The organism is Nocardia sp. NPDC004604 (assembly GCF_040609795.1).
GTDB lineage: Bacteria > Actinomycetota > Actinomycetes > Mycobacteriales > Mycobacteriaceae > Nocardia.
Window position 1 is genome coordinate 1 of sequence record NZ_JBEXLC010000015.1, and the last position, 22,687, is coordinate 22,687.

Annotated in this window: 19 protein-coding genes and 2 tRNA genes; 12 read left to right on the plus strand and 9 right to left on the minus strand. The window is 66.1% G+C overall.

Features of this window, described 5'->3' with window-relative positions; genetic code table 11:
- Positions 1-6 precede the first annotated feature (6 nt).
- From rpmE to argS, 8 genes are all read right to left on the minus strand, one after another.
- Complete coding sequence (rpmE, locus tag ABZW16_RS08080; protein WP_354953468.1) at positions 7-243, minus strand: 50S ribosomal protein L31; 237 nt, start codon at positions 241-243, stop codon at positions 7-9.
- Between the two features lie 428 nt (positions 244-671).
- The gene (locus tag ABZW16_RS08085) at positions 672-794 is read right to left on the minus strand and encodes a hypothetical protein (RefSeq protein WP_354953470.1); all 123 of its coding nucleotides are present in this window, start codon (positions 792-794) and stop codon (positions 672-674) included.
- A 223-nt stretch (positions 795-1,017) separates the two neighbouring features.
- Positions 1,018-3,057: a transcription termination factor Rho gene (gene rho, locus ABZW16_RS08090; protein ID WP_354953472.1), complete on the minus strand. Its 2,040-nt coding sequence runs from the start codon at positions 3,055-3,057 to the stop codon at positions 1,018-1,020.
- A 344-nt stretch (positions 3,058-3,401) separates the two neighbouring features.
- A complete protein-coding gene (gene thrB / locus ABZW16_RS08095; protein WP_354953474.1) occupies positions 3,402-4,358 on the minus strand; it encodes a homoserine kinase in 957 nt (318 codons plus the stop codon).
- Between the two features lie 25 nt (positions 4,359-4,383).
- Positions 4,384-5,532: a threonine synthase gene (thrC, locus tag ABZW16_RS08100; RefSeq protein ID WP_354953476.1), complete on the minus strand. Its 1,149-nt coding sequence runs from the start codon at positions 5,530-5,532 to the stop codon at positions 4,384-4,386.
- Positions 5,529-6,938 carry a homoserine dehydrogenase gene (locus tag ABZW16_RS08105; RefSeq protein WP_354953478.1) on the minus strand — a complete coding sequence of 470 codons (1,410 nt, stop codon included), beginning with the start codon at positions 6,936-6,938 and terminating at the stop codon, positions 5,529-5,531. The genes thrC and ABZW16_RS08105 overlap by 4 nt, the downstream gene beginning before the upstream one ends.
- On the minus strand, positions 6,935-8,353 hold the full coding sequence (lysA, locus tag ABZW16_RS08110) for a diaminopimelate decarboxylase (protein WP_354953480.1): 1,419 nt from the start codon (positions 8,351-8,353) through the stop codon (positions 6,935-6,937). Before lysA ends, ABZW16_RS08105 begins: the two co-directional genes overlap by 4 nt.
- Positions 8,350-10,008, minus strand: a complete 1,659-nt coding sequence (gene argS, locus ABZW16_RS08115; protein WP_354953482.1) for an arginine--tRNA ligase — start codon at positions 10,006-10,008, stop codon at positions 8,350-8,352. The genes lysA and argS overlap by 4 nt, the downstream gene beginning before the upstream one ends.
- Before the next feature lie 112 nt (positions 10,009-10,120).
- On the opposite strand from argS, the gene ABZW16_RS08120 reads away from it, so the two are divergent.
- From ABZW16_RS08120 to ABZW16_RS08165, 10 genes are all read left to right on the plus strand, one after another.
- The gene (locus ABZW16_RS08120; RefSeq protein WP_354953602.1) at positions 10,121-11,083 is read left to right on the plus strand and encodes a DUF3105 domain-containing protein; all 963 of its coding nucleotides are present in this window, start codon (positions 10,121-10,123) and stop codon (positions 11,081-11,083) included.
- On the plus strand, positions 11,084-11,815 hold the full coding sequence (locus ABZW16_RS08125; protein ID WP_354953484.1) for a DUF305 domain-containing protein: 732 nt from the start codon (positions 11,084-11,086) through the stop codon (positions 11,813-11,815). It abuts the gene before it with no gap.
- A gap of 126 nt (positions 11,816-11,941) precedes the next feature.
- Positions 11,942-12,014 (plus strand) — tRNA-Arg (locus ABZW16_RS08130).
- A gap of 416 nt (positions 12,015-12,430) precedes the next feature.
- Positions 12,431-13,441, plus strand: coding sequence for an asparagine synthase-related protein (locus ABZW16_RS08135; RefSeq protein WP_354953486.1), 1,011 nt, complete (start codon positions 12,431-12,433; stop codon positions 13,439-13,441).
- A 230-nt stretch (positions 13,442-13,671) separates the two neighbouring features.
- Complete coding sequence (locus ABZW16_RS08140; RefSeq protein ID WP_354953488.1) at positions 13,672-14,313, plus strand: UTRA domain-containing protein; 642 nt, start codon at positions 13,672-13,674, stop codon at positions 14,311-14,313.
- A 140-nt stretch (positions 14,314-14,453) separates the two neighbouring features.
- On the plus strand, positions 14,454-15,173 hold the full coding sequence (locus ABZW16_RS08145; protein ID WP_354953490.1) for a hypothetical protein: 720 nt from the start codon (positions 14,454-14,456) through the stop codon (positions 15,171-15,173).
- A 14-nt stretch (positions 15,174-15,187) separates the two neighbouring features.
- Positions 15,188-16,594, plus strand: coding sequence for a metallophosphoesterase family protein (locus tag ABZW16_RS08150; protein WP_354953492.1), 1,407 nt, complete (start codon positions 15,188-15,190; stop codon positions 16,592-16,594).
- Between the two features lie 126 nt (positions 16,595-16,720).
- Positions 16,721-17,740 (plus strand): iron ABC transporter substrate-binding protein, encoded by a 1,020-nt coding sequence (locus ABZW16_RS08155; RefSeq protein ID WP_354953494.1) that lies wholly within the window; start codon positions 16,721-16,723, stop codon positions 17,738-17,740.
- 2 nt (positions 17,741-17,742) lie between these two features.
- A complete protein-coding gene (locus tag ABZW16_RS08160; protein WP_354953495.1) occupies positions 17,743-19,296 on the plus strand; it encodes an iron ABC transporter permease in 1,554 nt (517 codons plus the stop codon).
- Positions 19,293-20,345, plus strand: coding sequence for an ABC transporter ATP-binding protein (locus tag ABZW16_RS08165; RefSeq protein ID WP_354953497.1), 1,053 nt, complete (start codon positions 19,293-19,295; stop codon positions 20,343-20,345). The genes ABZW16_RS08160 and ABZW16_RS08165 overlap by 4 nt, the downstream gene beginning before the upstream one ends.
- 66 nt (positions 20,346-20,411) lie before the next feature.
- Here ABZW16_RS08165 and ABZW16_RS08170 read toward each other — a convergent pair.
- A tRNA-Cys gene (locus ABZW16_RS08170) sits at positions 20,412-20,486 on the minus strand.
- A gap of 268 nt (positions 20,487-20,754) precedes the next feature.
- On the opposite strand from ABZW16_RS08170, the gene ABZW16_RS08175 reads away from it, so the two are divergent.
- The gene (locus tag ABZW16_RS08175; RefSeq protein WP_354953499.1) at positions 20,755-21,303 is read left to right on the plus strand and encodes a MarR family transcriptional regulator; all 549 of its coding nucleotides are present in this window, start codon (positions 20,755-20,757) and stop codon (positions 21,301-21,303) included.
- Positions 21,304-21,431: 128 nt separating this feature from the next.
- Entirely contained in the window at positions 21,432-22,490 is a 1,059-nt protein-coding gene (locus tag ABZW16_RS08180; protein ID WP_354953501.1) for an Hsp70 family protein, read from the plus strand.
- Positions 22,491-22,687 lie beyond the last annotated feature (197 nt).

Genomic DNA, 22,687 nt, shown 5'->3' on the forward strand with positions numbered 1-22,687 from the left:
AGGAAGCTACTTGCTGTCTGCGTCGGCCTTCTTGCCCGCACGCTTGCCGTAGCGAGCCTCGAAGCGGGCCACGCGACCACCGGTGTCGAGGATCTTCTGCTTGCCGGTGTAGAAGGGGTGGCACTGCGAGCAAACTTCGACGGTGATGTGTCCCGACTCCTTGGTGCTGCGAGTCTGGAAGGTGTTGCCGCAACCACAGACGACCGTGGTCTCGACATACGCCGGATGAATTCCTGCCTTCATGGGTGTCCTCTCGATATTGGTCGCCGGGTCGCCCGTGCAGATCGCGCGGACGTGAACCGGAACCGACTAGGCGGGAGGTCTGCTCACCAGAGCAGACGCAACAGCCGTTCAGTATGCCAGAACGGCGGTTACGCTCCCAAAACGCCCCCGGCCCCCGGATTTGTTCCCGCCCAGGTAGTCCCCAGGTTCTCATTGCCAGTTGAACTATTGGCACGCGGTAATCGTGTTCTTACGGAACCCTTAATTCGGGTAGTGCGCTACTCGTGGATACGAACACCACTGTTCATAGAGTTAAAGGCCTGATGCACATCGGCGTGCCGAGACAGAAAGGAGAACCCTGTGAACAGCCGCGTTGCGCTGGCGGTCTTCGTTTCGTTGATTCTCACTGCCGCGGTCGGCTGGTTTACCGCTCCGGATCGCCCGGACACCTACGCGTACGCGAAACCCACTGCCGCACAGTTCGATCCGGCCAACACCGCCGCGAGCACCGGTAGCCCGGCCGCCACGACGGCGATCATCCTGGCCTTCATGATCGCCGGCGCGGCAGGCATCGGCCTCGCCTTCTTCAGCCCCGGAACGCCGAAAGGGCGCTCCCCCGCCTCCCCGCGCCTTTTGCCGGACGTCGCGTGCGTGGAGACCCTCGTTGCGGACCGGCGGCAGCCAGCGAACTCCAGTTCTGGGCGTACCCGACGAGTTACCCATGTGCGCACGAAATCAGTTGTGGTGTATGCGCAAAAAGTACGGGGACTCCGCTCGAGCGGAGTCCCCGTTCATTCACTCGTCCAGCGCACCCGGCGCGGTCTTGCTGACCTGCATCAGGAACTCGAGGTTGTTCTTGGACTTCTTCAGGCGGTCGATCAGCAGATCGATCGCCTGGTGCGAGTCCAGGCCGGACAGTACGCGGCGCAGCTTGTGCAGCACCGCGGCCTCGTCGGGGCTCAGCAGTAGCTCGTCCTTACGAGTACCGGACGGGTTGACGTCCACGGCCGGGAAGACGCGCCGTTCCGCGATCTTGCGGTCCAGCTTGAGCTCGGCGTTACCGGTGCCCTTGAACTCCTCGAAGATCACCGTGTCACCGGTGGAACCGGTCTCGACCATGGCGGTCGCGATGATGGTGAGCGAGCCGCCGTTCTCGATATTGCGCGCCGCGCCGAGGAACCGCTTGGGCGGGTACAGCGCGGTCGAGTCGACACCACCGGAGAGGATGCGGCCCGAGGCGGGCGAGGAGTTGTTGTACGCACGGCCCAATCGGGTGATCGAGTCGAGCAGCACCACGACGTCTTTGCCCATTTCCACCAGGCGCTTGGCGCGCTCGATGGCGAGTTCGGCGACCGAGGTGTGATCTGACGGCGGCCGGTCGAAGGTGGAGGCGATGACCTCACCCTTCACCGAACGCTGCATATCGGTGACCTCTTCCGGACGCTCGTCGACCAACACGACCATGAGGTAGACCTCGGGGTTGTTGATGGCGATGGCGTTGGCGATGTCCTGCATGATCGTCGTCTTACCGGCCTTGGGCGGGGAGACGATCAGGGCGCGCTGGCCCTTGCCGATCGGCATGATCAGGTCGATGACGCGGGTGGTCAGCTTGTTCTGCTGGGTCTCCAGCCGCAGCCGCTGGTTCGGGTACAGCGGGGTGAGCTTGGAGAATTCGGGGCGCCGCTTGGCCGCCTCGACCTCACCACCGTTGACCGTGTCCAGCCGCACCAGCGGATCGAACTTCTGGCGTTGGTTGCTCTGCTCACCGTCGCGAGGAGCGCGCACCGCACCGGTGATCGCGTCACCGCGGCGCAGGCCGTTCTTGCGGACCAGGTTCATCGAGACGTAGACGTCGTTCGGTCCGGCCAGATAACCCGAGGTGCGCACGAAGGCGTAGTTGTCCAGCACGTCGAGGATGCCGGCGACCGGCTGCAGAACGTCATCCTCGCGGATCTCGAGCTCGCGGGCCTCACCGCCACCGGCGCCGCCCTCGCGGTCGCGACCACGACGACGTTCCCGGAAGCGACGTCCCCGCCGTCCGCGACCGCCCTCGTCCTCGTCACCGCCACGGTTGGCGTCGCTACGGCCACCGCCCTCGCCGCCACGGCCGCCATTGGCACTGCCGTTCTGACTGCGTTCGCCTTGGCCACGCTCGCCGCCCTGGCCTCGCTCGCGACGGCGTTCGCCCTGCTCCTGGTCCGATTTGGGCTCGTCACCACGGGCCTCGCCCGCAGCGGCCTCGCCACCGGCGCGCGCCTGGTCACGCCCGCGGCGCTGCCTGCCGCGACCGCGCTGACCGGCCTCGCGACCGGAATCCTCGGTGGTCTCCGACGGCGCGGCCTCGGCCTGGGCCTGCTCGGCCTTCGGCTCGGCCGACTTGTCAGCAGACTTCGGCGCCGCGGCTTCCGCGACGGTCTCCTGCACGGGAGCGGCCTTGGCCGGGGCGGTTTTCGCCGGGGCAGGAGCCTCCTTCACCGCGGCGGCGGCAGCGGGCGCCACATCGAGGGTGCCCTGCTCCGCCTTTACCGGCGCCGCCTTGGCGGCATCCGCATCGGACTTCACCTCGCCACGCGCGGACTTCTCCGGCTTCGCCGACTTTCCGGCCTGATTCTCCTTGATGGCGGCGATCAAATCGCCTTTGCGCATTCCAGAGGTGCCTCGGATACCGAGCTCCCCCGCGAGCGCGCGCAACTGCGGCAACAACATTCCAGTCAGCCCCGATCGTGCGACGTCGGTTTGTTCGCTCATCTTCGAAATCTGTCCGGAGTCACTTTCGCGGTCCCCCGTTGGGTTGGAATCCACCCCGGGTGTCGCGAGCAGGTCCGTATCTGTCACGGAAATCCTTTCCTTCCCTCGATTGCCGTGTGCCGTTTCGAGGGTTTCGTCCCGCAGTCCGGGCGTTGTGCCGGACTCGGATGCGAGGGCCGAACGCAAAGTTCGGACCGGCGCTTTTGCCGTATCACCTGCCCCGCCGGACCGGCGGCTTCGCCACCAGTTCCTGAAAGGTGGAAGAGATCATTCCAGTTGCGCAGCTACGCAGCACCCCCATGGCCTGGAGGCTCGAGCCTGGAGCCTGCTGGAGCGATTGCCCTGATGAAGCACCGGCGTCTGATGCGCACGATGTACGGACGTGCTCAGGATAGCTGGCAACCTGGAATCTCGGCAAGGCAGACTCGCCGTCAGTCGACCCGGACGCCTTCCGCGAGTCCCGGCTCGACCACACGCAGGCCGTCGATGGCGGCGAGTTCACGGAGTTCGGCGGGGAATTCGCTGGTACCCAAGGCCAGTACGGTGGGTCCGGCGCCGGATACCGTGGCTGCGATACCGGCCGCCCGCAGGCGAGCGATCCACGTCGTGGTCAGCGGCAGCGCGGGCGCACGCTGGGTCTGGTGCAGACGATCTGCCGTCGCGGGCAGTAGCAAGTCGGGACGCTGCGTCAGGGCGATGACCGCGAGTGCGGCACGACTGACGTTGAACGCGGCATCGCCGTGCGGCACGACCTCGGGCAACAGGCCGCGGGTATGCGCGGTCGATGAGCGCTCTTCCGGAATCAGCACCACCGGACGCAGCGCCGGATGCGGATCCAGGCGCACCGCGCGGTAGACGCGGCCGTGATCGGATGCCGCGACACCATCATTGGCGGCGTCCGCGGCGGTTTCGGTCCAGGACACCACGATTCCGCCGAGCACGCTGGCCGCGGCGTTATCCGGATGACCCTCGAATTCCGAGGCCAGCTGCACCAGTTGAGCACTGCCGATGGCCAGTGCGGGATCCAGTTTCGCGGCAAGACCACACCCGGCGGCGAGCCCGCCGACCACGGCCGATGCCGACGAACCGAGACCGCGCGAATGCGGAATCACGTTGCGGCACACCACATCGAGACCATCGGCCCAGACGCCCGCCGCCTCCAGGCCGCGCTCGATCGCACGTACCACGAGATGCGAAGGGCCCCATGGCACATCGTCGGCGCCCTCACCCTCCACTCGGATGGTGAGGCCGGAATCGGTAGTGCGCACCTCGATCTCGTCGCAGATGCCCAAAGCCATACCGAGCGAATCGAATCCGGGGCCGAGGTTGGCACTGGACGCGGGCACCCGCGCGGTCACGGACAGACCGGCGGGTAGCGTCCTGGTCATCAGCTGGCTCTCGCGCGAATTCAACTCAGGCCAGCTCGAGTTCGTGGGCGACCGCGATCGGGTCGACCGGAATAGCCTGTACCTGCGGCATTCCCGCGAGTGCGTTATCCGGATCCTTGAGACCGTTGCCGGTCACCGTGCATACGACGGTCAGCCCGGAATCCAGCCAGCCCTCGTTGCGCGCGGCGAGCAGGCCCGCGATGCTGGCCGCCGACGCGGGCTCGACGAAGACACCCTCGGTCGCGGCGACCAGTCGGTATGCCGCCAGGATCTCGTCATCGGTGGCGGCGCGGAAGGCGCCACCGGACTGCTCCTTGGCCTCCATCGCGCCGTTCCAGGACGCGGGCGCACCGATCCGGATGGCGGTGGCGATGGTCTCCGGCTCCTTGACCGGGGCACCGTTGACCAGCGGCGCGGCACCGGCGGCCTGCACACCGAGCATGCGCGGCAGCCCGCTGGTGATGCCATCGGCGTAGTACTCGCGGTAACCGCGCCAGTAGGCGGTGATATTGCCCGCGTTGCCGACCGGAAGGGCGTGCACATCGGGGGCCTTGCCGAGCACATCGCAGATCTCGAACGACGCGGTCTTCTGGCCCTCGATGCGGGCCGGATTCACCGAATTCACCAGACCGACGGTCGGGAATTCCGCGGTGACCTTGCGGGCCAGCTCCAGACAGTCGTCGAAGTTGCCGTCGACCTGGATGATCTTCGCGCCGAGCATGACGGCCTGGGCCAGCTTGCCCATGGCGATCTTGCCCTGCGGGATCAGCACGGCACAGCTCATACCGGCGCGGGTCGCGTAGGCGGCGGCCGATGCCGAGGTGTTGCCGGTGGACGCGCAGAGCACCGCCTGCTGACCGCGGTACTTCGCATCGGTGATCGCCATCGTCATGCCGCGGTCCTTGAAGGACCCGGTCGGATTCAGGCCCTCGACCTTGAGATACACATCACAGCCGGTCAGCTCGGACAGGTGCGGTGCCGGCACCAGCGGGGTGCCGCCCTCGTACAGGGTGACCGGGTCCCAGTCGGCGGCGCCAGCCAGCCGATCGCGGTAGGCGGCGATCAGGCCGGGCCACCGGGAGTGGACTCCGACCTGTGGCGCGACGCCAGTCGTCTGCCCACCCGTCGTCCGGCCGCCACCGTTCACAGAATCGCTGCGCGATGCTGTCGTCATTCTTTGGTGCCTTCCAATCTCAGAACGCTGGTCACGGATGTGACGGACTCCATCTCCGCCAAGGCGGCGACGGTATCCGCGAGCGCCGACTCCGACGCATGGTGGGTGACCACGACCAGGCGCGCACCCTCGCCGTGCCCTTCCTGACGGACGGTGGAGATGCTCACCTCATGCTTGGCGAATTCGCCCGCCACCTTGGCCAGCACCCCGGGACGGTCTGCCACCTGCAGGTTCACGTGGTAACGCGTGGGCGTATCACCGATCGGCGCGATCGGTAGCTCAGCATAAACCGACTCGCCCGGAGCACGGCCACCGTAGAACTTATTGCGCGCGGCCATCACCAGATCGCCGAGCACCGCGGAGGCTGTCGGGGCACCGCCAGCGCCCTGACCGTAGAACATCAGCCGACCGGCGTTCTCGGCCTCCACGACCACCGCGTTGAACGCACCGGTCACCGCGGCCAGCGGATGCTTGCGCGGGATGAGGGCCGGGTAGACGCGCACCGAGACGCGCTCCTTGCCGCCCTCGTTCGGACCGGGTTCACCTGGGCCAGCGGCGACCCGCTCGCAGATGGCGAGCAGTTTGACCGTGCAGTCCAGCGCGGAGGCGGTCTCCAGATCCTCCGCGGTGATCTTCGAGATGCCCTCGCGGTACACATCGGCCGCGGTCACGCGGGTGTGGAAGGCCAGCGAGGCCAGGATCGCGGCCTTCGCAGCGGCGTCGTAGCCCTCGACATCGGCGGTCGGATCGGCCTCCGCATAGCCGAGGCGGGTGGCCTCTTTCAGGGTGACCTCGTAGTCGGCACCGGTCTCGTCCATGGCGGAGAGGATGAAGTTGGTGGTGCCGTTGACGATGCCGACGACCTTGTTCACCCGGTCACCGGACAGCGACTGGATCAGCGGGCGCACCACCGGGATCGCGCCCGCGACGGCGGCCTCGAAGTACAGGTCGGCGCGGCTGCGCTCGGCGGCGGCAGCGAGTTCGCCGGTGTAGTCGGCCAGCAGGGCCTTATTGGCGGTCACCACGGATTTGCCCGCGTTCAGCGCGGCCAGGATGAGGCGGCGGGCCGGATCGATGCCGCCGATGACCTCGACCACCAGTTCGACATCGTCGCGGGCGACCAGCGCGTCCGCGTCGGTGGTCAATAGTTCGGCCGGAATGCCGCGGTCGGCGTCCAGGTTGCGCACCGCGACACCGCGCAGCACCACTGGCGCGCCGACCCGGGCCCGCAGGTCATCGGCGTGGTCGCGCAGAATCCGCACCACCTCGGTGCCGACATTGCCCATCCCGAGGACCGCGACGCCGATCGGGCGATCGGTTCCCCACACTCCGAACTTCGCGGCTCCGGGCACACTCGCCACCCGGCCACCGCCCGTGATCGAATCGCTACGCGATACTGCGTTCATTGCACCTCCAGGCTGAGCAGATCCGCCACCGTTTCCCGGCGCAGAATGAGTCGCGCTACGCCATCGCGCACCGCGACGACCGCCGGACGAGTCAGCTGGTTGTACCGGCTGGACATCGAATAGCAGTACGCGCCGGTGGCGGCGACGGCGACCAGGTCGCCGGGGCCGACATCGGCGGGCATCCACGTGTCGCGGATGACGATATCCCCACTCTCACAATGCTTTCCGACGACCCTGGCGACCACGGGCCCGGCCTCGGAGGAGCGCGAGACCAGGCGGCAGTCGTAGTCGGCCTGGTACAGCGCGGGGCGGATATTGTCGCTCATACCGCCGTCGACGCTGACGTAGCGGCGGCGCAGTCCGCCGTCGAGTGAGACGTCCTTGATGGTGCCCACCTCGTAGAGGGTGACCGTGCCCGGACCCGCGATGGCGCGGCCCGGTTCGACGGCGATCTTCGGCTCGGGCAGTCCGGCGCGGCCGGCCTCGGTGACCACCAACTTGCGCAGGCTCGCCGCGAATTCGTCCAGCGGCGGCGGATCGTCATTGGGCAGATACGAAATACCAAGGCCGCCACCGAGATCCAGCGTGGCGATCTGCACGGTGCGCTCGATGCCGAACTTATCGATGGCTTCGCGCAGCAGGCCGAGCATGCGGCGCGCGGCGATTTCGAAACCATCGATTTCGAAGATCTGCGAGCCGATATGGCTGTGCAGACCGACAAGTCGGAGATTATCTGCCTCGAAGACGCGAGCCAGCGCCGCCATGGCATCGCCGCCCGCGATCGAGAAGCCGAACTTCTGATCCTCGTGTGCGGTCGAAATGTATTCGTGGGTATGGGCTTCCACACCGACGGTGACCCGAACCAGCACATCCTGCACGACACCGGCGCGGCCCGCGATGGCCTCGAGGCGCTCGATCTCGATCAGCGAATCGACCACCACATGACCGACGCCCGCCTCGACCGCGGCCGTCAACTCGGCGGTGGATTTGTTGTTGCCGTGCAAGGCGATTCGGTTCGCCGGGAAACCCGCGTGCAGCGCGACGGCCAGTTCGCCGCCGGAGCACACATCCAGTGACAGGCCCTCGTCGCGGATCCAGCGGGCGATCTCACCGCACAGGAATGCCTTGGAGGCGTAGTGCACTCGCGCGTCCGGGCCGAAGGCGGCGACCATATCGCGGCAGCGGGAACGGAAGTCGTCCTCGTCGATGACGAACAGCGGGGTGCCGAACTGGGCGGCGAGTTCCTGTACCGAGACCCCGGCCAACCGCACGACGCCGTCGGCGTCACGAGAAGCATTGCGCGGCCAGACATTGGCGGGCAGATCGATCATCTGCCCGGGACCGCTCGGACGCTCCGCGAGGCTGGGTGCGTGCGGGATTTCTGCGTGCCGGGGACCGGCAGGATGGACACTCACATGCGCTCCGGTGCACTAACGCCGAGCAGCCCGAGGCCGTTGCTCAGCACCTGACGGGTGGCATTGGCCAGGGCGAGCCTGGCGGCATTGGTCGGGGTGACGGGTTCATCGCCGAGGGGCAGCACGCGCAGATTCTTATTGGTCTGGAACCGGTGGTAGGCACCGGCCAGTTCCTCCAGATACCGTGCGACGCGGTGCGGTTCTCGAAGACTCGCCGCACTGGCGACCGCACGCGGGTACTCGCCGATGGTGCGGATGAGTTCGCCCTCTTCATCGGCGGTGAGCAGACCGAAATCCGGTGTCACCGTGTCGTATTCGAATTCGGCGGCGTTGCGCGCGATGGACGCGGTCCTGGCGTGTGCATATTGCACGTAGTAGACCGGGTTTTCGTTGCTCTGACTGGTCCACAGGTTCAGGTCGATATCAATGCTCGAGTTGACCGAACTGCGCACCAGCGAGTAGCGGGAGGCATCGACGCCGATGGCCTCGACCAGGTCGTCGAGGGTGACCACGGTGCCAGCGCGCTTGCTCATCCGCACTGCCACACCGTCTTTGACCAGGTTGACCATCTGCCCGATCAGCACCTCCACGGTGGCCGGATCATCGCCGAACGCGGCAGCGGCGGCCTTCAACCGGCCGATGTAGCCGTGATGGTCGGCACCGAGCATGTAGATGCACAGGTCGAACCCGCGCGAACGCTTGTTCTGGAAGTAGGCGATATCACCGGCGATATAGGCGGCATTGCCGTCGCTCTTGAGGACCACCCGGTCCTGATCATCGCCATATTCGGAGCTGGCGATCCACCAGGCCCCGTCCTTCTCGTAGAGATCGCCGGAATCCTTGAGCTTGGTGACGGCCTGTTCGACGGCACCGGATGCGAACAGCGAACTCTCATTGAAGTACACATCGAAGTCAGTGCCGAATTCGTGCAGCGACTCCTTGATGTGGGCGAACATCAGCTCGACGCCCGCGGCACGGAACAGCTCCATCTGCTCCTGTTCGGACAGGGTCAGCGCCTCTGGGTGCTCGGACACGATCTTGGCGGCGATCTCGCCGATGTACTCGCCCGCGTAGCCGTTCTCCGGAGTCGGCGCGCCGGTGGCGGCGGCGACCAGCGATTTGGCGAAGCGGTCGATCTGCGCGCCGTGGTCGTTGAAGTAGTACTCGCGGGTCACGTCGGCGCCCTGCGCGGCCAGGATGCGGCCCAGCGCGTCACCGACCGAGGCCCAGCGGGTGCCGCCGAGATGCACCGGACCGGTCGGATTGGCGGAGACGAATTCCAGGTTGATCCGGGTGCCCTTCAGGGCGTCCGAGGTGCCGTAGCTCGCGCCCGCGGTCAGCACCTGGCTCAGAATCGCGCCCTGCGCGGACGCGGCCAGCCGGATATTCAGGAAGCCGGGACCGGCGACCTCGGCGGTTTCGACGGCATCGGCGTTGGCAAGGGCCTCGGCGAGCCAGGTCGCCAACTCGCGCGGATTCGTTCCGGCCTTCTTGCCTACCTGCATGGCCACATTCGTGGCATAGTCGCCATGTTCCGGATTACGGGGGCGCTCCACATTGACCTCGTCGGGCAGGACCGCAGGGTCCAGTCCATGTTCGACGAGCACCTTCGCCGCGGTCGCGCGAAGGAGATCTGCAAGGTCAGCTGGAGTCACGAGTCTCTATCCTATGGTCTGGGCAGGTGTACGCCTCGAGTGGGCACCTCGGCGGAGTACTCCGCAACCACCCAGCACCATGGATCAATACATGGAAAGAGCACAGCGAGCTATGCCGAGCAGCACGAGCGCCAAATCGGCCAAGGCCGTCCGGGCCGCGGGAAAGGTCGCACCTTCCCGCAAAAAAGGTGACGGCAAGGTACCGATGGGCAAAGGCCCGTTGCGGAAGCGCCAGATCCCATGGCTGGTCATCGGTGCCGCCGTGGTGATCGTCGCACTGATCGGGGCACTCGCCTTCAGCCTGGTGCCGAAGTACCGGGACAAGGCCGAACTCGAGAAGTTCACACCGACCGCGCAGAAGAAGGATCCCTCGGATCAGATTGCCGGGGTGACCAAGAAGGATTACCCCGCTGGCCTGCATGTCGCCGGGACACAGCGCGTCGCCTATGACCAGACGCCGCCGTTCGGCGGTCCGCACGACCAGGTCTGGGCGAACTGCATGGGCGTGGTGTACAGCAAGCCGATTCGGGTGGAAAACGCGGTGCATTCGCTCGAGCACGGCGCGGTGTGGATCGCCTATAACCCCGACAAGGTCGACGCCGCGGGTATCGACGCCCTGAAGCAGAAGGTCGAGGGTAAGCCGTTCACGCTGATGTCGCCGTTCCCGGGCCTGGCGTCGGCGGTCTCGCTGCAATCCTGGGGTCACCAGCTGAAGCTGGACAGCGCCGACGATAAGCGGGTCAACCAGTTCATCACGGCACTGCGCGAGAACCAGTACGCCTACCCCGAGGTGGGCGCGAGCTGCTCCAACCCCGCCTTCGACGCGAACAATCCGACGCCGTATGACCCGACGCCGCCCGGACCCGACGCGGTTCCGATGGACGGCAAGGGCCTGAGCCAGGACCAGACCGAGCTCAGCGGCGCGCCCGGTGGGCTGCCCGGCATGCCCAATATCCCCGGCGTGCCCAGCATCCCCGGCGTGCCCAGCATCCCCGGCGTGCCCAGCATCCCCGGCGTGCCGAATATCCCGGGCATGCCCACCGGAATTCCGACCCAGCCCACGGAAGGTCAGTAGATGCCCGCCGATACGGATATCGAACCGGACATTGCCACCGATTCCGCGGGTTTGGGCGCACAGGCGCAGCGGCAGCGCACCCCGCTGCTGGTACTCGGCGCGATCGGCATCCTGCTGATCGGATTCGCCGTCGGCGTGCTCGCTCGGCTCCCGCTGGACGGCAATTCCGAACCCGATCCCGGCGCGGTCGATATCGGATTCAGTCAGGACATGTCGGCGCATCACGCGCAGGCGGTCGAAATGGCCGGTGTCGCGCTCATCGGCTCCACCGATAACGATGTGCGCAGGCTGGCCTACGACATTCTGACCACCCAGCAGGGCCAGATCGGCCGGATGCAGGGGTGGCTGCAGATGTGGGGTAAGCCGAATCAGAATATCGACGGCTTTATGGGCTGGATGACCGAGCAGCCCGGCCACGCGCACTCCGGCGTGGGTGCCACCTCGGGCCACACCATGTCCGGTCCATCGTCATCGATGCCGGGCATGGCGACCACCGCGGAGCTCACCGCATTGCGCCAGGCCACCGGCCCCGCCCTGGACACGATGTTCCTGCAACTGATGCTGCGCCACCACCAGGGCGGACTCACGATGATCCAGTACGCGGCCCAGCACGCGGAAACCACCGCCGTGCGCACCCTCGCCGCCGCCATGGCAACCACCCAGCAGGGCGAAGCCCAACTGATCACCACCATGCTCACCGCACGCAACGCGACGCCACTGCCGCTGAACTGATCACAGGTGTCGGGCCGGAACCGAAACTCCCCGGCCCGGCACGCTTTTTGGCGGACGCCGATCAATGCGATACGCTTGGCCCCGCCCGATCGCCCGCCACACCCGGCGCCGTTCGAGATCTATCCCGCCCTCGTAGCTCAGGGGATAGAGCGTCTGCCTCCGGAGCAGAAGGCCGCAGGTTCGAATCCTGCCGAGGGCACGCAGGCCACCTGCCAGAACCACTGGTAGGTGGCCTTTTTCGTGCCCGAACCTCGGTGTCGTGCAGTTACCGTGGGTACCCGCGTTTTGCCGTCTTCATCCGCTGTGTTGCACGGTTTATCGCACGCCTCGGCCCGGCGAGACATGGAGCCGATAACGGTAGGGTTCTCAACCATGCAGCCGTCGAACCGCGACCGCCGGACAGGCGAATATGCGGAAGGATCGCCAGTAGGCGCGATCCGAAGACGATCCAGCACCACACGTACCGCGCGAGATCGCGGCAGTCGACTTCAACGACCGGCACGAGATCGTTTTCACAGGTGTTGAACCGATTCCCAGTCATGTGGCAGACCTGTTCCCACAGGGCAGCTGTGCTGCTGGCCGACTGATCTACACGACACAACTGGAACGGTGGACATGACCAACGAAACCAACCTGATGCCCCAAACCTCGGCGCCGCTCCAGTTTGTCTCCGATCTACTCGGCGACGTCGCAGAGCCGAATCCGGCCGTTCGCACCATCACCGATCCGACCGACGCAGCCCGACAGATTGCCCAGGAGACTCGCTCTCGTATTGCAGCCGTCCTGGACAAATTCGCGGGGACACCGGCCGTCCTATTGAGCGGAGGTATCGACTCCATATACGTTGCCGCTGTCGCTGTCGAACTCGGCGTCAAACCCGTTGCCATAACCATTGTGACCGACGGCCAGTCCGACGAATCCAACGCAAGTAGCGCAGCCGCCTCGCTGGGTTTGCGGCATGACATCATCCGGTTGAGCACTGACGAAGTTGACGATCTGTCCCGCGATGTCATACGTCGACTCGGCACATCCGAGCTTTGGGAAGTAACCGCCGGGATACCGCTGCTTGCCGCTCGTCGCAGCTTCGACACCATCCCAAATCTGGGCGCTATCCTCACCGGCAGCGGAGCCGACGCCATCTTCGGTGGCGGACGAAAGCTCAGCTACCCAGCAACTTCTCCAGAAGCACGGGAGGAACTAGATCGGCTCATCCGCACCGAGTCGGCTGCAAACTTCCGCTATGACCGACTGGTGCCGCACTTCTATCCCGCCCTGCTCGACCACTACGGCGAACGGCTGATTCATGTCTTTCAGACCGTGCGATGGTGGCGGATTGCCGAACACTTCGCTCCGACAGCACTTTTCGGCGAGCGCGACGGCCGCTCGATCGACAAGTTCGCCCTGCGCATCGCATGTGATAGTCAGCTCCCAGCAGGTGCCGAACATCTCGCTTGGTCTGCGAAAGCGCCGATTCAGCGCTCATCCGGCCTCATGTCCGTTCTGGCCAGCTCGGCCCGCACCTACGCCGCGAACTTGCCAGGTGCGCGAACCTACACCGATCCAATGAACGAGGACGCCGAAGCTGTCGCCACTCGGCTGTATCTATCAATCCTCCAGCAGAGCTAAACGCGCTCGAGCCCTCACGCGGGCCGCAGGTTCGAATCCTGCCGAGGGCACAACCGAAGAAGGCTCCGACCAGCAGGTTACGGTCGGAGCCTTCTTCATTCCGCTGAGTTAGCTGGCGTCGATGACACGCGATGACACAACTTCACCCAAAGTCGGACGAGTCGAGGACCACTTGGCGGGTTTGGGTGCATGGTGGTAATGGGCGTCAATGACACGTTCGAGGAGCGCCAATGGGTGCCAAGTATGAGCGGATCGCGGGCGATGTGCGGCACAGGATCGCGGCTGGCGGGCGGGTTCGGCGTGCCGCGGAACGTTATCAGTGGGAGAAGGATCGAGCGTTGCTGTCGGAGGCGGTCCGAGGGACTACGGGCGCAACCGAATACGACACCGGACTGAGCATCGACGATCTGGAGTTCTTCGCCCGCTACCAGACGCTCGATGCGGATAGCGGCGTCGCCGCCGTCTTCGACGTGCCGGTCGGAACCCGCATCTTGCGCCGCGACTATCGAACCCGACTCAAGGGCGACGGTTCCCCGGTCAGTCTCACCACGTCGTATTTGGTCTACGGCGTGGTGGCAGCCAATCCGAGGCTGCTCGATGCCGATGAGGAACCCTGGCCCGGTGGCACCCAGCACCAGCTGCGGACCTTGAATATCGAGATCGATCGCATTGTGGAATCCATAACCGCGCATCCGCCGAGCGCGACCGAGATGGCGGAACTCGATATCCCGCACGGTGTCGCGGTCTTGGCCGTACGCAAGCAGATGATCGATACGACAGGACGCACCATCGAGTTCTCCGACATCATATTGCCGGGTGACCGCACCGAATTGGTATTTGTAACTCAGCTCAGCCGATGGGACAGGCCATGACGCAACGTGTGCGGTAGGCGGCTCGGCCCTTGGGACAGCTGTCCTAATTCGGGAGTGGATCGCTGGTCGGTGTTCCGGTCGCGCAGGTACACGTTGCCGTAACCTTCCACATAAGCCGGGGTGAGTGGGAGGACACGTCGATGACATATCCGCCGGGCGGGCAGCCGCCATTCGGACAGCCGCAGGAACCGGAGCAACCGGGTTATGGGCAGCCGTATCCCCCGCAGACCGGGCAGGGGTATCCGCAGCCAGGGGGTTATCCGCCGCCCGGCGGCCAGGGTTATCCGCCATCCAGCGCACAGGGGTATCCGCCACCCGGCGGTCAAGGGTATGCGCCACAGGGTGTGCCCGGATATCCGCCACCGGGCGGAAATCCGCCGGGCTACCCGGGTTATCAGCCGCCGAAGCAGCGCAGGACAGGCCTGATCATCGGACTGCTGGTGCTGGTGCTCGCCATCGCGGGTGCGGTGGCAGCGGGCGTGGTTCTCACCGTGCAGGGCAAGACGCCACTGGCCTCGGATGAGAAGAAGATCGAGGTGGCCATCCACGATTTCTACGACACGCTCGGATCGCGTGGTTTCGCCGCCGCGGCGGCCAAGGCGTGTGCGGCCGACCGTGCCGACTTCGACACGCTGACCGATGAGCAGAAGAAGGATTTCGATAGCGCCAAGGTCGAGGTCAGCATCGACAAGATCGACGATATTGTCGTCACCGGTGACCGCGCGACGGCCCGGATCACCGGCAAACTCACGCTGACCATTCCGGGCGAGACCCCCGATACCGACACCGGCACCACCGAACACCTGCGCAAGGAAGATGGGAAGTGGAAGGTCTGCTCGGCGGAGGCGGGTAAGAACTGACGTAATCTCGTCGAATGAGCTGCTGCGGACCGTCGCGTCGGACCTTCCTCAGCGCCGTCGGATCGGCCGCGTTGATCGCACTCGCCGCACCGGGTTCGGTTCGGGCCCAACCGAATCCGCTCTTGGCGACCGATCTGGAGATCGTCACGGTCACCGATCGATCGGTGATTCTCACCTGGACGACGGTGGCCCCGGATCCCACCGGACGATTGCTGCCGGTCGATACCGACGCCCAGGTTCGCTTGGGTCCGGCGGACTCACCGCTGGCACCGGGGACGGTCTACGCCGAGGACGAGCGGACCCCGTTCCACTACGCCGAGATCGATGGCCTCGACCCCGGCCGCACCTACCGATTCGAAGCTTGGTCGAACGGCGCCAAGGCCGCGCCCGCTGTCTCGCTGACCACCCTCACCCCTGGAAGTCCTGAATCCATAGGCGAATTCACCACCCTGACCCCGCCGCCGGGCCGCCAACTGCACACCATCGCCCTCGCCAATGATGTGCACTACGGCGAACAGGTCAGCGGGCTCATCGTCGACAGCCTGCCGCCGGGCTTCCAGCAGGAGCCGGGCCTACCGCCGTATCCGGAGGTGATGCTGGCCGCACTGCTCGATGATCTGCGCCGCCCCGACCGCGGCGCCGACACACTGCTCATCGCGGGCGATCTCACCGCCGAGGCGCGACCGGAGGAATCGCGGGCGGTCCGCGCACATCTGGACACCTGGGGCATACCGGGCCGCGACTACTTGGCCGTGCGCGGCAATCACGACCGCCCGCACATCGGATCGGAATATCAAGGCTGCCTCCCGGCACCCGCGGATCATCACGACTGCTGGGCCGAGCAGTTCAATCCACGCCAGCAACTGATCGAGCACGAGGTGCGGGGCCTGCGGCTACTCGGCCTGGACACCAGCGAACTCGACGGTTCCGGCGGCAGCATCGAACGTCCGCAATTCGACCGGCTCGGCGAACTGCTGCGCACCGATCCGGACCGCCCGACGCTGGTATTCGGCCACCACCCGGTGACCACTGAATCCGGTCTGACCAATACCGCCGGACCGGGTTTCGTCCTCAACCGCTCCGACAGCCTCGAACTCCAGACGCTCTACGAACGCGCTCCCGGAGTATTTCTCCAGCACAGCGGCCATACCCACCGCAACCGTCGCACTCGTCCAGATACCGGCTGTGCGGTGGAATTCCTCGAGGTGGCAGCGGTCAAGGAGTATCCGGGCGGCTACAGCCTGCTGCGCCTGTACGAGGGCGGGTACATGATCAATTTCTACAAAACCCGCACCGCCGCCGCGCGCCGCTGGAGCGCGATGACCCGTGGTGAATACTTCGGGCTGCTGCCGGATTACACGCTCGGCACCTTCGCCGATCGCAATCACGTTGTGCTGCGGGACTTCTCGGGACTGAGCTGACTCGCGCGGCGAACCACGGCCGCCGCAGCCGTACCGATACCATCCGCGCACGTCGGACGCGGTATCTTGCTTAGGTAAGCCTCATCATATGAAGTGGAACCTTGCAGGTGTCGGAAGGACTCGAACATGTCGATCAGATGGAAATCGGTTTCCGCAGCGCTGGCCGTCAGCGTCGCGGCGCTCGGCCTGACGGCCTGCTCGAATTCCTCGGACGACAAGAACGAGATCACCGTCTACAACGCCCAGCACGAATCCCTGACCAAGGAATGGGTGGACGAGTTCACCAAGGAGACCGGCATCAAGGTCACGCTGCGCCAGGGCGGTGACACCGCACTGGGCAATCAGCTGGTCGCCGAGGGCGCCGCCTCCCCCGCCGATGTCTTCCTCACCGAGAACTCCCCCGCCATGGCACTGGTCGAGAACGCCGGACTGTTCGCCGATGTGGACAGCAAGACCCTGGACCAGGTGCCAGCGCAGTTCCGACCGTCCACCGGGAAGTGGACCGGAATCGCAGCCCGCTCAACGGTTTTCGTTTACAACAAGGATAAGATCGCGGCCGCCCAGCTGCCCGCGTCGCTGCTGGATCTGGCACAGCCGCAGTGGAAGGGCCGCTGGGGCGCCGGCGTTTCCGGCGCCGACTTCCAGGCCATCGTCGCGGGTCTGCTCGTGCTCAAGGGCGAGGACGCCACCAAGGCGTGGCTCAAGGGCATGAAGGACAACGCCACGGCGTTCCCGAACAATGTCGCGACCATGAAGGCGGTCAATTCCGGCCAGCCCGACGGCGGTGTGATCTACCACTACTACTGGTACCGCGACCAGGCCAACACCAAGGAGAGCAGCAACAACACCGCGCTGCACTACTTCAAGAACCAGGATCCCGGCGCGTTCGTCTCGGTTTCCGGTGGCGGCGTGCTGAAGTCGAGCAAGAAGCAGGAGTCGGCACAGAAGTTCCTGGCGTTCATCACATCCAAGGCGGGGCAGGAGATCCTGCGCGACGGCACCTCGTTGGAATACCCGGTTGCCAGTGATGTCGCGGCCAATCCGGCGCTGCCGCCGCTGGCCTCGCTGCAGGCACCGGCCGTCGACCCGAGCAAGCTCGACGCCAAGAAGGTGACGGCGCTGATGACCGACGCGGGTCTGCTCTAGTCATGGCCCTTCGGACCGCTGTCGCCGCACGCCGGGTCGGGAGACCAGGCCCGCTGGTCACGATCGTCGCCCTACTGCTGGTGGCGGCGACGTTCGTGCCGCTCGGCTACATCGTGTCCACCGTCTTCACCACCGGCCTGCACGAAGCCGCGCAGCTGGTGTTCCGCCCGAGAGTCGGTGACCTGCTGCGCAATACGGCCGCGCTGGTGCTCATCACCGTGCCCATCTGCGTGGTGCTCGGCATCGGGCTGGCGTGGGTGGTGGAGCGGACGAATGTGCCGGGCGCGGCATGGTGGGGGCCGGTCTTCGCGGCGCCGCTGGCCGTGCCCGCGTTCGTGAACAGCTACGGCTGGGTCAGCGTCTTCCCGACCATGCACGGACTGTCGGCGGGCGTGGTGATCTCCACGATGTCGTATTTCCCGCTGGTGTATCTGCCCGCGGCGGCCACATTGCGCCGCCTCGACCCGGCGGTGGAGGAATCGGCACGCGCGCTCGGTTCCGGCCCGGTCGCGGTGTTCACCCGAATCGTATTGCCGCAGTTGCGATTGGCGATTCTCGGCGGCGGGCTGCTCATCGCGCTGCATCTGCTCGCCGAATACGGCGCATTCGTAATGATTCGGTTCGACACCTTCACCACCGCGATCTTCGAGCAGTATCAATCCAGCTTCGCCGGTCCGGCGGGCAGCATGCTGGCGGGCGTGCTGGTGCTGTGCTGCCTGGTGTTGCTCGCGGCCGAGGCCGGAGCGCGCGGTAAGGCGCGCTACGCCAGGATCGGCAGCGGTGCGCCGCGTGCGGCGACCCGAGTTGCGTTGGGACCGAGCACGATTCCGGTGCTCCTCGCATTGGCCGCGGTTGTCGCCTGCTCGATCGGGGTGCCGCTGTGGACCATCGTGCGCTGGCTGCGCATCGGCGGTGCGCGGGTCTGGGATATCACCGAGATCGGTACGGCGCTCGGGCAGACCATCGCGCTGGCGGCGATGGCCGCGCTGATCACCACGGTGTGCGCATTTCCGGTGGCCTGGATCGCGGTGCGTTCCACCTCGACATTCGCCCGAACTGTGGAGGGCGCCAACTACATTACGAGTTCGCTGCCCGGCATTGTGATCGCGCTGGCCATGGTGACCGTCACCATTCGGTGGGCGCCGCCGCTCTATCAGACGGTGGCCATGGTCGTCGTGGCATATGTGCTGATGTTCCTGCCGCGGGCGCTGGTCAGCGTGCGCGCCGGACTCGCGCAGGTGCCGGTCGGGCTGGAAGAAGTGTCGCGCTCGCTGGGACAGTCCGGTCCGGTCACCTTCGTTCGCGTCACGCTGCGGCTGACCGCACCCGCCGCGGCCGCCGCGGCCGCGCTGGTCTTCGTGGCCGTCGCGACCGAGCTGACCGCGACATTGCTCCTGGCCCCCAGCGGAACTCGCACCCTCGCAATGCGATTCTGGTCGCTATCGGGCGAATTGGACTACGCCGCGGCCGCACCCTACGCACTCATCATGATCGTCGCCGCGATTCCGGTGACATATCTGCTGTTCACCCAATCCAGGAAGGCGGCCGGGCTATGAGTCGGCTTGTCGTGGACGACGTTTCGAAGACCTTCGGCCAGCAGCAGGTGCTGGGCGGAATCAGTTTGGACGTGCCCAATGGCAGTTCGACCGCGGTGGTCGGCTCGTCGGGTTGCGGTAAGACCACGCTGCTGCGGGTGATCGCCGGATTCGAGGCCCCGGATGCGGGTTCGGTCGCCATCGGCGCGGAAACCGTAACCCGCGACCGCTTTTCGGTACCGCCGCAGCGGCGCAATGTCGGCTATGTCGCGCAGGACGGTGCGCTGTTCCCACATTTGACCGTCGGCCAGAACATCGCCTATGGCCTGCACCGCGGATTCTGCGGTCTGCGCCGCGGTAAGAGCCGGGTGAACGAACTGCTGGAGATGGTCTCGCTGGATCCGTCCTACGCCGACCGCCGTCCCCATCAGCTCTCCGGTGGCCAGCAGCAGCGCGTCGCGCTCGCCCGCGCGCTCGCCCGCAAACCCGATGTCATACTGCTCGACGAGCCGTTCAGCGCACTCGATGCCGGGCTGCGCGCCACCACCAGACAGGCCGTGGCCGAGACGCTGCGTGCGGCGGGTATGACCAGCATTCTGGTCACCCATGACCAGGAGGAGGCGCTGTCCTTCGCCGCGCAGGTCGCGGTCATGCGCGAGGGAGTATTCACCCAGGTCGGCGCTCCGGAAGAGGTCTACACGGCGCCCACCGACCTGTTCACCGCCAAGTTCCTCGGTGATTGCGTGCTGCTCGACGCGGTGGTCGACGGCGATATCGCCAAATGCGCACTCGGCCGGATTCCGGTGCAGAAGTCGGCGCCGTCGGGTCGGGCGACCCTCATGATCCGGCCGGAACAGCTTGTGGCGCATGTGGTTTCCGATGGTGAACCGAGCAGTGCGATCGTGTGCGATGTGGAGTTCCGCGGGGCGGATGTGATGCTGACCATCGCACTCGACGGTGACACCGATCCGGTGCTGGTGCGCCGTGCCAGCGTCGCCGCGCCGACTGTGGGTCAGCGGGTGCACTTGGATGTGCTCGGCACAGCCGTGGCCTTCGAAGCTGCGGCCTGAACCACGGACACCCGGCTCGGCGGTGGCGTATCACCGAGCCGGGCACCCATGGCGGCGCACCTTTCTTGGAGCGAGCGGCGGGAATTGAACCCGCGTAAACGGCTTTGCAGACCGTTGCCTAAACCACTCAGCCACGCCCGCCTCGCCATGAATATTGCCGTCGCCGCATCGAATTGCCCACGATTGCACTCACCGTGATCTCAACCGGCGAGCAATGATCGAAACCCGTCACGGCGGCCCCATCCGGCGGAACATCGCAGCAACCGATTTCGCAAGGACATGAGTGACCCACCGGGTACGCCCAAATCTCGGCCAGGCACTCGACCGCCGGTCCGCAACTCAACTTTCGCCGCACTCACCGGTCGGCGGAAGCCCCGGGAAGGCGGGGGAACATGCAATGATCGGAGCCATGTCACGGCCACGCCCACTCCCGCAGGATCCGATCGAGGAGGCCCATCGCCAATGGGTCGGCCACGGCTGGGGCGATGTCGCCGACGGCATGGCGGCGGTGACCTCGCTGGTGCGGGCCCAGCAAATCGTGATGGCCCGGGTGGACGAAGCACTGAAACCGACCGGTCTGACCTTCTCCCGATATGAACTTCTCATGCTGCTGTCTTTCAGCAAGACCGGCGCACTGCCGATGGCGAAGGCCAGTGCGCGCCTGCAGGTGCACCCCACCAGCGTGACGAATACCGTCGATCGACTGGAGGCCGCGAAACTCGTCGAGCGCGTGCCGCATCCCAGCGATCGGCGCGCCACCCTTATCGAAATCACCACTGCCGGAAGGGAATTGGTTGCTCAGGCAACCGAGGAACTCAATGCGAAAGTCTTCGCGCTCCCCGGACTTCCGCCGGATCGGCTGCACACCCTGCTGCAATTGCTCGCCGAATTCCGCCATGCCGCTGGCGACTTCGACACCGGTGACACACCGGCACGCTGGTCGACCCACGCGGAGTAGCAAACCGGCCAGACCAGTCGGTCTGTACACCACCCCGACGACCAACCGGTAACGGTCTGGCATCCAACTAGCGAATTCCCCGCCCCGTCGTCTTGGCAGCGAACCCGAAAGGGTTCACCATGGAGTCCATGGTGCTGGTCTTGGGGGTTTCGGCGGGCGCTGGTGGTGCTCGCGCGATGCTGACACATTCCGATCAGCCGCACCTCCCTCCGATTGATCGCTGTCAGGTGCCGCGTCGGGCGGGTGGTGGGGTCGAGGAACCGGTCTTCGAGGCGATTCGGCAGATGCGCGCGGCCGCCGACCGGCGCGACGAACTGATCAGCGGAACCGCCGTCACCTGTCGCTGCCCGCTACACGCCGACGCCATCCGAACCACCGCGGACCACACCCGGCTCACCATCGTCGACGAACCGCTGGCCCAACTGCGGTACCTGCGTTTCACCGGCCGCCTGCCCACCAGCGGTTCGGTCATCCTCTACGACCTCGGCAGCTCCGGCCTGACCATCACCCACGCCGACTGCCGGACCGACACCATCCTGTCCAGCAAACGCAGTACGGTGCTCGGCGGCGACGGCTATGACGCACTGCTGCGCTGGCAACTCGCACGCGGCGGGGTGCTCACCGACAAGCCGACCAGCCGCAGGCACCGGGAAAAACTCAGCAGCGCCCGTGTGATCACCGCCATGGACACCAACTCCGGCGAGCGCGCCGTGGTCACCCGCAGCGACCTCGCCGAATTGTGCGCCGCTGGCATCCACCATTCGGCCTCGTTCGTCCGCCAATTGATCGAGGAAACCGGAGTCCAGCCGGAGGCGCTCGTCCTACTCGGCGGCTGCACCCGCAACCCCAGCATCCGCGAGGAACTGACCGAAACGATCGAACTCCCGGTCATTTACGACTCCGAGCCGGAGTACGTCTCGGCCCGCGGTGCCGTCCTGCTCGCCGCCGAACGCCCCATCGGCGATGTGCGCATGGCGCGACTGCGCAGCGGAGCGCAGCCGGGTTTCCTGCTGCCGACCACCGTCGACCGCCGCAAACTCATTGCCGCGGCTGCGGTTACGATCGCATTGGGTGCAACGATCGTCGGCCTCCTCGCCATCGACCACACCGCCGCTCAGCGCCCGGACGGCGGCAACGCCCCGACTCCGGTGGAGATCGTAGGCATCCCGGCGAAGCCGTTCAACTGAGTGCCCAGCACGAGCGGGCGCACACGCCGTCTCGCTGCCCTCCAGCAGGGCGCCCACGCTCGCGCATATTCGGTGGGGATCGCGCATTGCGTGCACCGTGTGCGAGGTCGCGACCCGGTATGTGGGGACCGCCACCGCGGATCTGTCGCAATCGTTTCGGCAACGTGGCCGCCGCTGATCGAATACACCTGTGCCCG